The following is a 14,854-nucleotide window of genomic DNA, read 5'->3' as shown; positions in this document are numbered from 1 at the left end:
GCGCCATGATGACGATCACCCAGGCCGTTCAATGGCTCTCGCACGCCCGGCTGCAGGGTGACGGGAATACGCCGGTCGTTCGTGTCCACACCGATACCCGCACCATCGAGTCGGGTGACTTGTTTGTGGCGCTCAAGGGTGAGCGCTTTGATGCAAACGACTTTCTGCAGGAAGCGCAGCAGCGTGGAGCAGCGGCCGTCCTCTGCCATCCTGGTGCCGGTCGCGGCTTGGCGGGGCTGCCATGCATTGAGGTGCCTGACACCAAGGTGGCACTGGGCGAGTTGGCGCGCGGCTGGCGTGCGCAGTTCACGTTACCGTTGATCGCGGTCACGGGCAGCAACGGAAAAACCACGGTCACTCAAATGCTGGCGTCCATTCTCGAGGCTTGTCAGCCCGACGGCCAGTCACTGGCGACCCGCGGGAATTTGAACAACGATATTGGGGTTCCGCTTACGCTGCTTCGCCTGCGCCCGCAACACCAGATTGCGGTGGTCGAGCTCGGCATGAACCATCCTGGAGAAATCGCGATGTTGGCGGCGATGGCGCAGCCGACGGTGGCCCTGGTGAACAACGCACAACGTGAACACATGGAGTTCATGCAAACCGTACAGGCCGTCGCGGAGGAAAACGGTGCCGTCATTGCATCGCTGGGACCACTCGGGGTGGCAGTTTTTCCCTCGGGTGATGCGTACACCGGGGTGTGGGCTGCGTTGGCTGGAATGCGGCCTGTTGTCAATTTTGCTCTCGCACCGTCGGCGTCTGCGCAGGACATGGCGTGTGTAGAAGCCCACTGGGATTCAGGTGCCTGGCAAGTGCATGCGCGCGCCAGCGGAGTTGACCTGCATTACCGTCTGGCGATTGCTGGAAGGCACAACGTCAAGAACTCTCTGGCCGCAGCGGCGTGCGCACTGGCCGCCGGTGTTCCCGCCGCGTCGGTAGAACGTGGCCTGGCGTCGTTTGTTCCGGTGAAAGGACGTTCCCGTGCCGTGGCATTACTGGTGCAGGGGCATCCCTGCACGCTGATCGATGACACCTACAACGCCAACCCCGACTCGGTGCGCGCCGCAATTGACGTGTTGGCTGAATTACCCGGTCCGCGTCTGCTGGTGCTGGGCGACATGGGTGAGGTTGGACATGAAGGCCCGATGTTCCATGCCGAGGCCGGTCGCTATGCGCAAGCCAGAGGGATCGAACACTTGCTGACTCTGGGCGAGATGGCCCAAGTCGCAGCCAATGCGTTTTCCGGTGCGCGACATTGCTCCTCATTGGAGGAGATGAATGAGGCGGTTGCAGCCTCACTGCCGCACGTGCGCAGTTTGCTGGTTAAAGGCTCCCGGTTCATGCGCATGGAGCGGGTTGTGGAATCCGTGGTGGCCCATAACCCTTCACCCAAGGAGCATCCGCATGCTGCCTGAGTCCCTTTTTGGAGAAATCGCATGTTGTTGAGTCTGGCCCAGTGGCTGCAGGCCTTGTCGCCCGAGTTCGGGTTTTTCCGGGTTTTTCAATACCTGACATTTCGTGCCGTGATGGCCGCCCTCACGGCATTGCTCATCGGGCTGGCAGCCGGCCCCTATGTCATCCGGCGGCTGCGTGAACTCAAGATTGGGCAGCCCATTCGGGGGTATGGCATGGAGTCGCACCTCAGCAAAAGTGGCACCCCAACGATGGGCGGTGTCCTGATCCTGCTGTCGATCGCCATCTCCACCCTGTTGTGGGTTGACTTGAGCAACCGCTTCGTCTGGATCGTTCTCTTGGTGACGCTTGGATTTGGCGCGATTGGCTGGGTGGATGACTGGCGCAAGGTGGTGCACAAGGATCCTGAGGGTATGCGTTCCCGTGAAAAGTACCTTTGGCAGTCGGTCATTGGTTTGCTGGCGGCGCTGTACCTGGTGTTCAGCATCTCCGAGAGCTCCAATATGCGCGTTCTGGAACTGTTCCTGAACTGGGTGCGTTCGGGGTTCGATGTGAATTTGCCACCCAAAGCCGGACTGCTGTTGCCCTTCATCAAAGAGGTGAGCTACCCGTTGGGTGTGCTGGGTTTTGTGGTTCTGACCTATCTGGTCATTGTCGGCTCCAGCAATGCGGTGAACCTGACCGACGGTCTCGACGGGTTGGCCATCATGCCGGTGGTCATGGTGGGTTCTGCGCTGGGTGTCTTTGCGTATGTGACCGGCAGCTCGGTGTATTCAAAATACCTGTTTTTCCCGCATATTCCAGGCTCCGGTGAGCTGATGATTTTTTGTGCTGCCATGGCGGGTGCCGGACTGGCATTTCTGTGGTTCAACACCCATCCCGCCCAGGTTTTCATGGGTGATGTGGGGGCGCTTGCGCTGGGCGCTGCGCTGGGGACCATCGCCGTCATCGTTCGCCAGGAAATCGTGCTGGCCATCATGGGCGGCATCTTTGTGGTTGAAGCGCTGTCGGTGATGCTGCAGGTGACGTACTTCAAATACACCAAGAAAAAATACGGTGCGGGTCGCCGCTTGCTGAAGATGGCGCCCTTGCACCATCATTTCGAGAAAGCTGGCTGGAAAGAAACGCAGGTGGTGGTGCGCTTCTGGATCATCACCATGCTGTTGTGCCTGGTTGGCTTGTCCACCCTGAAGCTGAGGTAATCGGTGAGCACGCTTCAAGGTCACAACGTCCTGATCCTGGGGCTGGGTGCGTCCGGTTTGTCCATGGCGCGCTGGTGTGCCCGGCAGGGTGCACAGGTTACGGTGGCAGATACCCGAATCGCGCCGCCGCAGCTTCAGCCGTTGCGCGAGAGCGTGCCCGGTGCGGTGTTTGTGCATACGCCATTTGACGCTGCATTGGTCGAAGGCTCCGAATTCCGTGCGGTATTCAAGAGTCCCGGCTTGTCTCCGCAGGAGACGCAGGGCGTAACGGCCGCCGCGCAGTCGCAGGGGCTGTGGATTGGCAGCGAGCTCAGCCTGTTTGCGCAGGCACTGGCCGAACTCAAAGCGTCTGCCCAGTACGAACCCAAAGTGCTGGCCATCACAGGCACCAACGGCAAGACCACCGTGACTTCGCTCACGCGGCATCTGATTGACTGGGCCGGGAAAACTGTTGCCATGGCCGGCAACATTGGCCCTGCGCTGCTCGATACGCTTACGCAGGCACTGGACGCCCAGAGCCTGCCCGAGGTGTGGGTTCTGGAGTTATCGAGCTTTCAACTCGACATTCCCGCGCAGTTTGAGCCCACGGCGGCTGCCGTCCTCAACATCACGCAGGACCATCTGGACTGGCACGGTGATATGCAGGCCTATACGCAGGCCAAATCCCGCATCTTTGGCGCGGAGGGTCTTATGGTTGTGAACCGGGATGATCCCCTGGTCATGGCGATGCTGCCAGCACCCGTCAAGGGCCGCGCAGTGCGCAACTCGATCACCTTTGGTACCGACATGCCGCAGCGCCCGGGCGACTTCGGGCTGGAAGATGTCAATGGCATGGTCTGGCTGGTTCGCGCACTGGAAGCCGATGAAACCCGCCGAAAGCGCAAAGACGCGGCAGAAGAATTGCATTTCCAGAGGCTGATGCCGCTGGAAGTTTTGCGTATCCGGGGACGGCACAACGCCAGCAACGCACTCGCAGCTTTGGCGCTGTGTGCCGCCGCCGGTTGTGCATTGGCGCCTATTCTGTTTGGACTGCGGGAATACCGGGGTGAGCCCCACCGGGTTGAGGCGATCGGCATTCTGAACGGCGTGGAGTTTTTTGACGACAGCAAGGGCACCAATGTTGGAGCGACCGTGGCGGCCTTGCAGGGCCTGGGCGCAGACCGCAAGATCGTGCTGATTCTGGGTGGCGAGGGCAAGGGGCAGGATTTTTCTCCATTGTGTGCGCCCGTTTCACGTTATGCGCGAGCGGTGGTGTTCATCGGTCGTGATGCACCCCTGATCCGTCAGGCCCTGTCTGATGCGGAAGTCCCCCTTGTTGACGCCGAATCCATGGAGGCCGCAGTGATGCAGGCCAACCAGCGCGCGCATGCCGGTGATGCGGTTCTGATGTCGCCTGCTTGCGCCAGTTTTGACATGTTTGACGACTATGAACACCGCGCGAAGGTGTTCTGCGCAGCGGTCCATGACTTGGCGCTGGCGGCGGGTGTGGACCTGGAGGGCATTGCGTGAGCCCCTGGCTTCAATCCATGTCGGGCTGGTTTTCAGCCAGGATGACTCCTGCCGCTGCGGCCTTGCCGGTGCGCTTGGGCGGGCGCGGCTCGTTTGCATCCAGCACGACTACCGCGCAAGTGCGCGGGTTTGACCAGCCACTGGTGTGGGTGGTGGTGGCGCTCTTGCTGTGGGGAACGGTGATGGTCTATTCGGCTTCCATTGCGATGCCCGACAACCCCCGTTTTTCCAACTACACGCATACGCATTTTCTGGTGCGCCATGTGGCGTCCATCGGAGTCGCGTTTGTCGCCGCACTGATTGCGTTTCAGATACCGGTGCAGACCTGGGAGAAGGTGGCACCCTGGTTGTTCATTGTTTCGCTGGTTTTGTTGATCGCCGTGCTGATCCCGTTCATCGGTAAAGGCGTCAATGGCGCACGGCGCTGGATTTCTTTAGGTATTCTCAACTTTCAACCGTCAGAGCTCGCCAAGTTCGCGGTGCTGCTGTATGCAGCGGACTACATGGTGCGCAAGATGGAGGTGAAAGAGCGGTTTTTCCGTGCCGTGGCACCGATGGGCATCGCGGTCGCGGTCGTTGGAACCTTGCTTCTGGCTGAACCCGACATGGGGTCATTCATGGTGATCTCGGTGATCGCCATGGGCATTTTGTTTCTGGGTGGTGTCAATGCCCGCATGTTCTTTCTGATTGCTACCGTGTTGGTGGCAGCCTTCGGGCTCATGATTGCATTCAACGACTATCGACGGGCACGGATTTTCGCGTACCTGGACCCCTGGAGCGAAAAGAACGCGCTGGCCAAGGGCTACCAGCTCACCCACTCCCTGATCGCGATCGGTCGGGGAGAAGTCTTTGGCGTGGGCCTGGGCGGCAGTGTCGAGAAATTGCATTGGCTGCCCGAAGCCCATACCGACTTTCTGCTCGCCGTCATTGGCGAAGAGTTTGGTCTCGTCGGGGTGGTGATCGTGATCGGCCTGTTCCTCTGGTTGACCCGCCGCATCATGCACATCGGTCGCCAGGCCATTGCACTGGACCGTGTCTTTGCCGGGTTGGTGGCGCAGGGCGTGGGTATCTGGATGGGCTTTCAGTCCTTCATCAACATGGGCGTGAATCTGGGAGCCCTCCCCACCAAAGGCCTCACCCTGCCCCTCATGAGCTACGGAGGCTCGGCCATCTTGATCAATCTGGTGGCCATCGCGGTGGTTTTGCGCATTGATTTTGAGAACCGCCAGTTGATGCACGGAGGCCGTGTATGAGCGCCACACAGAAATGCGCGCTCATCATGGCGGGTGGCACGGGTGGGCATATCTTCCCGGGGCTGGCGGTGGCACACGCACTGCGTGAGCGCGGTTGGCGCGTGCACTGGCTGGGCGCACCCCGCAGCATGGAGAGCCGGTTGGTGCCTCCAAAGGGTTTCCCGCTGGAGCTGGTGGACTTCTCGGGGGTGCGCGGCAAGGGGCTGCGTTCTTTGGTGGCCTTGCCATGGCGCCTGTTGCGCGCCTTTGGACAAAGCATTGCAGTCCTGCGCCGCGTGCGCCCGGACGTGGTGGTGGGCCTGGGTGGCTACATCAGCTTTCCCGCTGGTCTGATGGCGGCCTTGCTGGGCAAGCCGCTGGTGTTGCACGAGCAAAACTCCGTCGCGGGCATGGCGAACAAGGTCTTGGCGCTCGTGGCGCGCCGGGTGTTCACCGCGTTCCCCAACGTTCTGTCCAAGGGGCAGTGGGTGGGGAATCCTTTGCGTGCGGAATTCCTGGTCCAGGCCGAGCCTGCGGTCCGTTTCGAGGGCCGGACCGGTCCGCTGCAGGTGCTGGTGGTCGGTGGCAGCCTGGGTGCACGCGCACTTAATACGGTCGTTCCGCAGGCCCTGGCCCTTATTGCAGAAGACCAACGCCCCGTGGTGATCCACCAGAGCGGCGAGCAGCAGCTGGATGCTTTGCATGCCAATTACGCAGCCGCAGGTGTACAAGCGCAGCTAACCCCCTTTATCGACAACACGGCACAGGCATTTGCCAGCGCCGATCTGGTGATTTGCCGCGCGGGCGCAAGTACCGTGACCGAGTTGGCAGCCGTAGGCGCTGCCGCAGTGTTTGTGCCATTTCCCTCTGCAGTCGACGACCATCAGACCCACAACGCCCACTTTCTGGTGGACCAGGGCGCTGGCTGGCTGATGCCACAAAACCAGCTGACACCTCGGGTGCTGGCCGATTTGCTACAAAAAACAGAGCGCTTGGCGCTGCTGGCATGCGGGCTGCAGGCTAAAAAGATGCAAAAAATTCATGCAACGGACGCCGTCGTGTCCGCTTGCGAGGAACTCGCCAAATGAAACACGCGATCAAACACATTCACTTTGTCGGCGTGGGCGGCTCGGGCATGTCCGGCATTGCCGAAGTGCTGTGCAACCTGGGCTACACCATATCGGGGTCTGACCTGTCTGACAGCGCCACTCTGCAGCGTCTGGCGACGCTGGGCATCCAGACCTTTGTGGGCCACTCCGCTGCCAATGTGGCGGGCGCAGACGCGGTCGTGACCTCCACCGCAGTGCAACCCAGCAACCCAGAGGTGGTGGCTGCCCGCGAAATGCGCATCCCCATCGTGCCGCGTGCCTTGATGCTCGCTGAACTGATGCGTCTGAAGCAGGGCATTGCCATTGCGGGCACCCACGGCAAGACCACCACCACCAGCCTGGTCGCCAGCGTGCTGGCCGAGGCGGGGCTGGACCCCACGTTTGTGATTGGCGGGCGCCTCAACAGTGCGGGCGCCAACGCCAAGCTGGGTAGTGGTGATTACATCGTGGTGGAAGCCGACGAGTCCGACGCCTCGTTCCTGAACCTGCTGCCCATCATGGCCGTGGTGACCAATATCGATGCTGACCATATGGAGACCTATGGTCACGACTTCAGCCGCCTCAAAGGCGCGTTTGTCGAGTTTTTGCACCGCATGCCGTTCTATGGCGTGGCCATTTTGTGCACCGACGACCTGGCCGTGCGGGACATCGTGGACCAGGTGACGTGTCCCATCACCAGCTACGGCTTCAACGAGCAGGCGCAGGTGCGTGCGGTCAACGTGCGAGCGGTCGGTGGGCAAATGCATTTCACCGTGCAGCGGCGCAACGGCGTCGTGCTGCCCGACCTCGACGTAGTACTCAACCTGCCCGGTCTGCATAACGTGCTCAACGCGCTGTCAGCCATTGCTGTGGCCGTGGAACTCAATGTGGATGACGCGGCGGTTGTCAAGGCGCTGGCCGAGTTCCGCGGCGTGGGCCGGCGCTTCCAGCGTTATGGTGATCTGCCATTGCCCACTGGCGGCATTCTCACGGTGGTGGACGACTACGGACACCACCCCGTCGAGATGGCCGCCACACTGGCTGCCGCACGTGGCGCATTTCCGGGCCGCCGCCTGGTGCTGGCGTTTCAGCCGCACCGGTTTACCCGCACCCGCGATTGTTTTGAAGACTTCGTCAAAGTCATTGGCATGGCCGACTCGGTGCTGCTGGGCGAGGTCTACGCCGCGGGCGAAGCGCCGATAGTGGCGGCCGATGGTCGTGCACTGGCGCGTGCGCTGCGCATCGCGGGCAAGGTGGAACCGCTTTTTGTGGATGACATTGAGGCCATGCCCCAAGCGGTGGTGGACAACGCGCAGGCGGGTGATGTGCTCATTTGCATGGGCGCTGGCTCGATTGGTGCAGTGCCTGCGAAGGTGGTGAATTTGCTATCAATAAGTGAGCTGTCTGCGCAGGAGGGACCGGGGCTATGAGTCAATTAGACTTAAATTTTGGTAAGGTTGCCGTGCTGATGGGCGGCGCGTCGGCGGAGCGTGAAGTCTCGTTGATGTCCGGTAGCGGCGTATTGAAAGCGCTGCGGTCCAAAGGTGTCGATGCCCACGCGTTTGACCCGGCCGAGCGGGACCTGTGCGAACTCAAGCGCGAAGGCTTTGCGCGCTGCTTTATCGCGCTGCATGGCCGCTTTGGTGAAGACGGCACGGTGCAAGGCGCGCTGGAGTTGCTGGGCATTCCCTACACCGGCTCGGGTGTAATGGCATCGGCCATCTCCATGGACAAGGTCATGACCAAGCGCATCTGGCGCTTTGAAGGCTTGTCGACCCCGGCCTGGAGCCAGGTACACAGTGGTGCGCAAACCCGCGCGGCCTTTGCCGAGTTGGGCGCCCCCATGATCGTCAAGCCTGCACGCGAAGGCTCATCCATCGGATTCACCAAGGTCATGTCGGCGGACCAATGCGAAGCGGCCTACGCATTGGCGGCGCAACACGACCCCATGGTGCTGTGCGAGCAGTTCATTGCCGGTGACGAGGTAACCTGCCCGGTACTTGGCCCGACCGACCAGCCGCATGCCCTGCCCGTGATTCGCATCGTGGCGCCGGACGGCAATTACGACTACCAGAACAAATATTTCACCGACACCACGCAATACCTGGTTCCAGCCGGATTACCCGCGGGCGAAGAAGAAGCCATTGCCGCCATGGTCTGCAAGGCCTACCAGGTGCTGGGCTGCAGAGGCTGGGCACGCGCCGACGTGATGATTGATGCGCATACCCGCAAGCCTTACCTGCTGGAGATCAACACGTCTCCCGGCATGACCGGGCATTCGCTGGTGCCCATGTCGGCCAAGGCGGCTGGCATCAGCTACGAAGACTTGTGTGTGCGCCTGCTGCAAAACACCGCACTGGATGTGGGAGCCTCTGCATGAATCCTGCTGTGGCAACGCCCCTGGACGTCAAGCTCATGAACGCGACCGCTGCGGTCCTGTTCGTGGCGTTTGCCGTGGTGAGCGCCTTTGCTGCAGCCCGGTGGGTCGTACGTTTGCCCGCCTTTGACATCAAGAGTATTGCGGTGGCCGGGGACCTCAATCACAACAACGCCGCTACCTTGCGCGCCAATGTGATGCCCCGCCTGTCGGGCACTTTCTTCAGCGTGGATCTGGCACGGGTCAGGGCTGCGTTCGAGTCCGTTCCCTGGGTGCGTCGCGCGGTGGTTCGCCGGGATTTTCCCAACCGGTTGCGGGTCGTGTTGCAGGAACACCAGGCCGTGGCCTATTGGGGTGGCAATGGCGAGCTGCGCCTCATCAACACCTATGGCGAGGTGTTTGAAGCCAACTTGGGCGAGGTGGAGCAAGACGTGCTGCCGCAGCTCAGTGGACCCGAGGGTCAGGCTGGCGAGGTGTTGGCCATGTACCGCGCGCTGGAGCCCGTGTTTGCGGAAATGGAACTGCCGATTGAGCAGCTCGAGCTCTCCGGTGGCGGTAGCTGGCGCGCCCATCTGGAAACCGGGGCCGTCATCGAACTGGGTCGCGGTGCCGCAGATATGGTGTCTGACCGCTCACAGCGCTTCCTCAAGACTCTCACGCAAGTGACCACCCGATACGGACGGCAATCCAGTGCCGTGGAATCGGCGGACTTGCGTCATGAAAACGGTTATGCCATTCGGCTGCGCGGCGTCACCACGCTGGCAGCCGACGGTTTGAAAAAGTAGCGCAGGAAAACATTGCAGGTGCAAATATGGCTAAAGAATACAAAGACCTCGTCGTAGGACTGGACATCGGAACCGCCAAGGTCATGGTGGTGGTGGCCGAAGTGCTGCCCGGTGGCGAGCTCAAGCTGGCGGGCCTGGGGGTCGCTCCCAGCAACGGCATCAAGCGCGGTGTCGTGGTCAACATTGACGCGACGGTACAAAGCATCCAGCAGGCCCTGCGGGAGGCCGAGCTGATGGCCGATTGCAAGATCACCCGCGTCTACACCGGCATCACAGGTAGCCACATCCGCGGCATCAACTCCAGCGGCATGGTGGCGGTGAAGGACCGCGAGGTGACGCAAGCCGACGTGGCCCGCGTGGTGGAGACGGCCAAGGCCATCAACATCTCCACCGACCAGCGCTTGCTGCTGGTAGAGCCACAGGAGTTCATCATTGACGGGCAGGATGTGCGCGAGCCCATCGGCATGAGCGGCATCCGCCTGGAGGCCAAGGTGCACATCGTCACCGGCGCGCAGAGCGCGGCCGAGAACATCATCAAGTGCGTGCGCCGGTGCGGGCTGGAAGTGGAGCAGCTCATGCTCAACCCATTGGCGTCCAGCCTCTCGGTGTTGACCGAAGACGAGCGGGCGCTGGGCGTCGCGCTGGTGGATATTGGTGCAGGCACAACGGACATTGCCATTTTCGCCAACGGCGCCATTCGCCACACCGCGGTGATTCCGATTGCGGGCGACCTGATCACCAGCGATATTGCCATGGCTTTGCGCACCCCCACCAAGGATGCCGAAGACATCAAGGTGGAAAGCGGCCACGCCAAGCAGCTGCTGGTTGACCCAGAGACGCAAGTCGAGGTGCCCGGCTTGGGCGACCGCGGCCCGCGCATGCTCAGCCGCCAGGCGCTGGCCGGTGTGATCGAGCCACGCATTGAGGAGATCTTCTCACTGGTGAATCAGGTCATCCGCGAGTCGGGTTATGAGGAGGTCCTCTCCTCCGGCATCGTGCTCACGGGCGGTAGTTGCATCATGCCGGGCATGGTGGAGCTGGGGGAAGATATTTTCCTCAAGCCCGTTCGCCGCGGCATTCCCAAGTACCGGGGCGCCTTGTCCGACATGATCGCCCAGCCGCGCGCTGCCACGGTGATGGGTTTGCTTGAAGAAGCCCGCCTGGCACGCATGCGTGGCTACAAGGTCTCGCAGAAAAACGGTTCCATGAAAACGGCATTGGGCTCAGTCAAAGACTGGTTCATCGGGAACTTCTGACCATGAAAAACAAGATATGGCTGGCACGGGGAAGTCCCCATTGGCGATGGCGGTGCGTGGGTCCACCGCCGCGGGAGGGCCCCGCACATTGAACACCTTGAATAGCGACATTGAACCAGCAACCACATTGAAATATTAGGAGAAACACATGGCCATCGAAATGATTGAAGAAGAAGCGTTTAACCAGGGCACCCAGATCAAGGTCATCGGCGTGGGCGGCGGGGGCGGCAACGCCGTCGAACACATGATCACCACCGCCGTGGGGGGTGTCGAATTCATCTGCGCCAATACCGATGCGCAGGCTCTGGGCCGCAGCACCGCGCACAAGACCATTCAGCTGGGCGCCGGCGGTCTGGGCGCTGGCAGCAAGCCTGACAAAGGCCGCGAAGCTGCCGAGCTGGCCGAGGCCGACATTCGCACCGCCATTGAAGGCGCGCACATGCTGTTCATCACCGCAGGCATGGGCGGCGGTACCGGCACCGGTGCGGCTCCCGTCATCGCCCGCGTGGCCAAGTCCATGGGCATCCTGACGGTCGGGGTGGTCACCAAGCCGTTTGACTTTGAAGGCGGTCGCCGCATGAGCAACGCCGACGCAGGTCTGGCCGAACTGGAAGCCAACGTCGACTCGCTGATCGTGGTGTTGAACGAGAAGCTGCTCGAAGTCCTGGGTGATGACGTCTCGCAGGACGAAGCGTTTGCCCATGCCAACGATGTGCTGAAGAACGCCGTGGGCGGCATTGCCGAAATCATCAACGTGCCGGGCCATGTGAACGTCGACTTTGAAGACGTTCGTACTGTCATGGGTGAACCAGGCAAGGCCATGATGGGAACGGCTTTGGCCAGTGGTCCGGATCGCGCCCGTATCGCAGCAGAGCAGGCGGTGGCCTGCCCGCTGCTGGAAGGCATTGACTTGTCGGGTGCCAAGGGCGTTCTGGTGCTGATCACTGCTGCAAAGGGTTCGCTGAAACTGAGCGAATCCAAGCTGGCCATGAACACCATTCGTGCCTATGCCTCGCCCGATGCGCATGTCATTTACGGCACCGCCTATGACGATGAGTTGCGTGACAACATCCGGGTAACGGTGGTCGCTACCGGCCTGAGCCGCCAGGGCATGCGCCGTACCGCGCCACCGCTGCAGGTGTTGCGCACCGGTACCGACAACGTGCCCTTTCATGTGCCAACCCTGAACAACGCGGTCGGCGGGCAAGCTGTTGCGGGTGCCACGCCCATGCATCTGGGGCAGCAAGACTATGGCAGCATGAGCACGCCCGCCGTGTGGCGCGGTCGTACCTCGGCCGCGGCCAAAGTGGACGCGTTGTCCAGCGGCGGTATGGATGACTACGAAATCCCTGCATTCCTGCGTAAGCAGGCAGATTAGTAAAATAGCGCGGTGCTTAAACAACGAACGCTCAAATCGCTAACCCACGCCGTCGGAGTGGGGCTGCACAGCGGTCAGCGGGTGGAACTCACCTTGCGGCCCGCGCAGCCTGACACCGGCATTGTCTTTCGCCGGGTGGATTTGCCTGTGCCGGTGGAGATTGTGGTGTCGGCTGCCGCGGTGACCGACACGCGGCTGGCGTCCACGCTGTCCAATGGCCCGGTCAAGGTTCATACCGTGGAACACCTGATGTCGGCGTGCGCCGGGCTCGGTGTGGACAACATGTATGTGGACATCACCGCGGAAGAGGTTCCCATTCTGGACGGGTCGGCGGCGTCGTTCGTGTTTTTGCTGCAAAGCGCAGGCATTGAACTGCAAAATGCGCCCCGGCGCTTCATCCGCTTGTTGAAGCCGGTGGAAGTGCGCGAGGGCTCTGGCCCAACCGAAAAATGGGCCCGTCTGGAGCCCTACCACGGATACAAGCTGCGCTTCGAGATCGATTTCAAGCACCCCGCGGTCGACTCTACAGGTCAGTGCGTCGAGTTCGATATGAGCACTGGTTCCTACTCCAAAGACATCGCGCGCGCGCGCACCTTTGGCTTCACCAAGGATGTGGAGATGATGCGCGCCAACGGTTTGGCGCTGGGTGGCGGGCTGGACAATGCCATCGTCATGGATGACTACAAGGTGCTCAATGCCGATGGATTGCGCTACGACGATGAGTTCGTCAAGCACAAGATTCTGGACGCCATGGGCGACCTCTATGTGGTGGGTAAACCGTTGCTGGCCAGCTACAGCGCCTTTCGCTCGGGCCACGCCATGAACAACAAACTGCTGCGCGAGTTGCTGGCGCACACGGATGCCTGGGAGCTGGTTACTTTTGAAGATGAGAAGAAGGCGCCCAACGGTTTTGCGCAGCTGGCGCGGGCCTGGTAGAAGCTACCGGAGAGGTCCAAATGGTCTTCTTTCGCTGGCTGATTCTCCTGTTGCTGCTGGGTTCTGTCGTGTCCTTCGGACTGTTTGTTGCGACCGGCCAGCAGCGATTCAAGCACTATGGCCTGGTTGTTCTCAAGTGGACGCTGATTGGCGCCTTTGGTTTCTTTGGCGTTCTGATCCTGGAACGAATTGCATAGGGCATCTCCGCCCCCTTTCCTGGAAACACTATGGACACCCGCATTCGCGATTTGGTTGAGCAGATTGCCACCCTGGAAGATGAATTGCGCACCGCACTGCACGCGCGTGAGTCGCGGGTGATGTTTACCATTCGCGGCAAACGCATCGAGTTCGAAAGGGAGATCAGCGAGGCGCACAAACGCCTCAAGCGTGGATTTTTCCGCTGGCTGGTGACGGATCGCGGGCAAAACCTGATCACCGGCCCGATCATCTACGGAATGGCGGTTCCTATGGCCCTGTTCGACCTCTGCTTGTCCATTTATCAACTGAGCTGCTTTCCCATCTACGGCATTGCGAAAGTTCGGCGGGCGGACTACATCGTTTTTGACAGGCATCAGCTGGGGTACCTGAATTTTATCGAGCGCTTCCACTGCGAATACTGCGCCTATGGAAATGGCCTCATGGCCTATGCAACAGAAATACTGGCGCGTACCGAACAATACTTCTGCCCGATCAAGCACGCGCGCAAAGTTGTCGGGACCCACAAACGTTACGAGCACTTTCTGCAATTCGGAGAGTCCCCCGACTACCACGCCAAGCTGGAGGCAATTCGCGTCGCAATGGGGCAAGAACCGCCCGCTGCAAACTAGCGTTTGCCCAAAAACGCCTTTGCCTGTTGGAGAGCGCTTTCCAACACTTTGGCCTTTTCCGGTTCAAGCGGCTGGTCGCTGGAGCCACTTTGCAGCACCGCCAAAGCCTCGCGCAGTGACGCTTCCAGCGCCTTGGCCGCACTGATATCCACAAAGGTGACCACCACGCCAGCGATGCGGTTGTCCTGCGTACGGTAGGGCATGTACGTACCGTGAACCATGCGCCAGAATGGGTGAGAACCTGTTGCTCATGAAGCAGGAGAGACCTCAAAACCTCACGCGCGTTCGCCGCCAGCGAGGGGTACTCCAGTTCGGTAACCAGGTCCGTGATGGGCCGGCCCACGTCACAGGGGATCAGCTTGAATAATTGAGTGGTCTGCCGGGTGAAGCGCCGGACCTTGAGCCCCGCATCCAGGAATAGCGTGGCAATGTCGGTGCTGTCCAGTAAATTCTTCATGTCATCGCCCGCCTGGGACAGGTTATTGACATTGGCCCACAACTCCGCATTGACCGTGTGAAGCTCTTCGTTCGTGGACTTGAGCTCCTCTTGCGATGTCTGCATTTCTTCCCGTGTGGTCTGGAGGTCCTTTTGCGCTTGGTGCAACTCTTGCGCCAGCGAGGCAACACGCGTGTCATGAGCGGCGGCAAGCACGGCCTTTTCCGTTGAGTCCGACGAAGGCGCGCTCATAGCATCAACGAAAACGGTCAACACCAGTCCCTTCAATGCGGCAGGCTCGGTCAAAGGTTGCACCGTGACATCCACCGCTCGCGACTGGCTGTTGATGTCTACCTTGATGCCTTTCGTTTCAAGGGTGGCATTCTCGCGAACCGCTTGGGAAAATATCTCGCTC

The 14,854-nt window shown here is 60.8% G+C and carries 13 protein-coding genes and 1 pseudogene; 13 read left to right on the top strand and 1 reads right to left on the bottom strand.

Annotated elements, in window-relative coordinates:
* Positions 1-5: 5 nt before the first annotated feature.
* The 13 genes from AC097W_RS13115 (at position 6) to AC097W_RS13055 (ending at position 14,003) form a co-directional block, all read left to right on the top strand.
* Positions 6-1,415 carry a UDP-N-acetylmuramoyl-tripeptide--D-alanyl-D-alanine ligase gene (locus tag AC097W_RS13115; RefSeq protein ID WP_479603099.1) on the top strand — a complete coding sequence of 470 codons (1,410 nt, stop codon included), beginning with the start codon at positions 6-8 and terminating at the stop codon, positions 1,413-1,415.
* 21 nt (positions 1,416-1,436) lie between these two features.
* Complete coding sequence (mraY, locus tag AC097W_RS13110) at positions 1,437-2,615, top strand: phospho-N-acetylmuramoyl-pentapeptide-transferase (RefSeq protein ID WP_479603004.1); 1,179 nt, start codon at positions 1,437-1,439, stop codon at positions 2,613-2,615.
* A 3-nt stretch (positions 2,616-2,618) separates the two neighbouring features.
* A complete protein-coding gene (gene murD / locus AC097W_RS13105; protein WP_479603003.1) occupies positions 2,619-4,124 on the top strand; it encodes a UDP-N-acetylmuramoyl-L-alanine--D-glutamate ligase in 1,506 nt (501 codons plus the stop codon).
* A 17-nt stretch (positions 4,125-4,141) separates the two neighbouring features.
* Entirely contained in the window at positions 4,142-5,377 is a 1,236-nt protein-coding gene (ftsW, locus tag AC097W_RS13100) for a putative lipid II flippase FtsW (RefSeq protein WP_479603097.1), read from the top strand.
* Positions 5,374-6,444, top strand: a complete 1,071-nt coding sequence (murG, locus tag AC097W_RS13095; protein WP_479603002.1) for an undecaprenyldiphospho-muramoylpentapeptide beta-N-acetylglucosaminyltransferase — start codon at positions 5,374-5,376, stop codon at positions 6,442-6,444. The genes ftsW and murG overlap by 4 nt, the downstream gene beginning before the upstream one ends.
* Positions 6,441-7,874 (top strand): UDP-N-acetylmuramate--L-alanine ligase, encoded by a 1,434-nt coding sequence (gene murC / locus AC097W_RS13090; RefSeq protein WP_479603001.1) that lies wholly within the window; start codon positions 6,441-6,443, stop codon positions 7,872-7,874. Before murG ends, murC begins: the two co-directional genes overlap by 4 nt.
* Positions 7,871-8,824 (top strand): D-alanine--D-alanine ligase, encoded by a 954-nt coding sequence (locus tag AC097W_RS13085; RefSeq protein WP_479603000.1) that lies wholly within the window; start codon positions 7,871-7,873, stop codon positions 8,822-8,824. The genes murC and AC097W_RS13085 overlap by 4 nt, the downstream gene beginning before the upstream one ends.
* Positions 8,821-9,606, top strand: coding sequence for a cell division protein FtsQ/DivIB (locus AC097W_RS13080; RefSeq protein ID WP_479602999.1), 786 nt, complete (start codon positions 8,821-8,823; stop codon positions 9,604-9,606). The genes AC097W_RS13085 and AC097W_RS13080 overlap by 4 nt, the downstream gene beginning before the upstream one ends.
* Before the next feature lie 26 nt (positions 9,607-9,632).
* A complete protein-coding gene (ftsA, locus tag AC097W_RS13075) occupies positions 9,633-10,862 on the top strand; it encodes a cell division protein FtsA (RefSeq protein ID WP_479602998.1) in 1,230 nt (409 codons plus the stop codon).
* 148 nt (positions 10,863-11,010) lie between these two features.
* On the top strand, positions 11,011-12,240 hold the full coding sequence (gene ftsZ / locus AC097W_RS13070; protein ID WP_479602997.1) for a cell division protein FtsZ: 1,230 nt from the start codon (positions 11,011-11,013) through the stop codon (positions 12,238-12,240).
* Between the two features lie 12 nt (positions 12,241-12,252).
* Positions 12,253-13,176 (top strand): UDP-3-O-acyl-N-acetylglucosamine deacetylase, encoded by a 924-nt coding sequence (gene lpxC, locus AC097W_RS13065; RefSeq protein ID WP_479602996.1) that lies wholly within the window; start codon positions 12,253-12,255, stop codon positions 13,174-13,176.
* Between the two features lie 20 nt (positions 13,177-13,196).
* Positions 13,197-13,373 (top strand): hypothetical protein, encoded by a 177-nt coding sequence (locus AC097W_RS13060; protein WP_479602995.1) that lies wholly within the window; start codon positions 13,197-13,199, stop codon positions 13,371-13,373.
* Between the two features lie 30 nt (positions 13,374-13,403).
* Positions 13,404-14,003 carry a hypothetical protein gene (locus AC097W_RS13055; protein WP_479602994.1) on the top strand — a complete coding sequence of 200 codons (600 nt, stop codon included), beginning with the start codon at positions 13,404-13,406 and terminating at the stop codon, positions 14,001-14,003.
* Here AC097W_RS13055 and AC097W_RS13050 read toward each other — a convergent pair.
* Positions 14,000-14,460, bottom strand: a pseudogene (locus tag AC097W_RS13050) (PAS domain-containing protein). The gene AC097W_RS13055 and the pseudogene AC097W_RS13050 overlap by 4 nt on opposite strands.
* Positions 14,461-14,854 lie beyond the last annotated feature (394 nt).

The sequence above is a fragment of the Rhodoferax sp. GT1R46 genome, from assembly GCF_056521285.1.
This window is presented reverse-complemented; position numbering and strand designations above follow the sequence as displayed.

Coding starts and splice junctions, on each gene's coding strand:
- ftsW (WP_479603097.1), top strand. CDS start 4,142: ATGTCGGGCTGGTTTTCAGCCAGGATGACTCCTGCCGCTGCGGCCTTG.
- AC097W_RS13115 (WP_479603099.1), top strand. CDS start 6: ATGATGACGATCACCCAGGCCGTTCAATGGCTCTCGCACGCCCGGCTG.
- murC (WP_479603001.1), top strand. CDS start 6,441: ATGAAACACGCGATCAAACACATTCACTTTGTCGGCGTGGGCGGCTCG.
- ftsA (WP_479602998.1), top strand. CDS start 9,633: ATGGCTAAAGAATACAAAGACCTCGTCGTAGGACTGGACATCGGAACC.
- AC097W_RS13060 (WP_479602995.1), top strand. CDS start 13,197: ATGGTCTTCTTTCGCTGGCTGATTCTCCTGTTGCTGCTGGGTTCTGTC.
- mraY (WP_479603004.1), top strand. CDS start 1,437: ATGTTGTTGAGTCTGGCCCAGTGGCTGCAGGCCTTGTCGCCCGAGTTC.
- murG (WP_479603002.1), top strand. CDS start 5,374: ATGAGCGCCACACAGAAATGCGCGCTCATCATGGCGGGTGGCACGGGT.
- ftsZ (WP_479602997.1), top strand. CDS start 11,011: ATGGCCATCGAAATGATTGAAGAAGAAGCGTTTAACCAGGGCACCCAG.
- AC097W_RS13085 (WP_479603000.1), top strand. CDS start 7,871: ATGAGTCAATTAGACTTAAATTTTGGTAAGGTTGCCGTGCTGATGGGC.
- AC097W_RS13055 (WP_479602994.1), top strand. CDS start 13,404: ATGGACACCCGCATTCGCGATTTGGTTGAGCAGATTGCCACCCTGGAA.
- AC097W_RS13080 (WP_479602999.1), top strand. CDS start 8,821: ATGAATCCTGCTGTGGCAACGCCCCTGGACGTCAAGCTCATGAACGCG.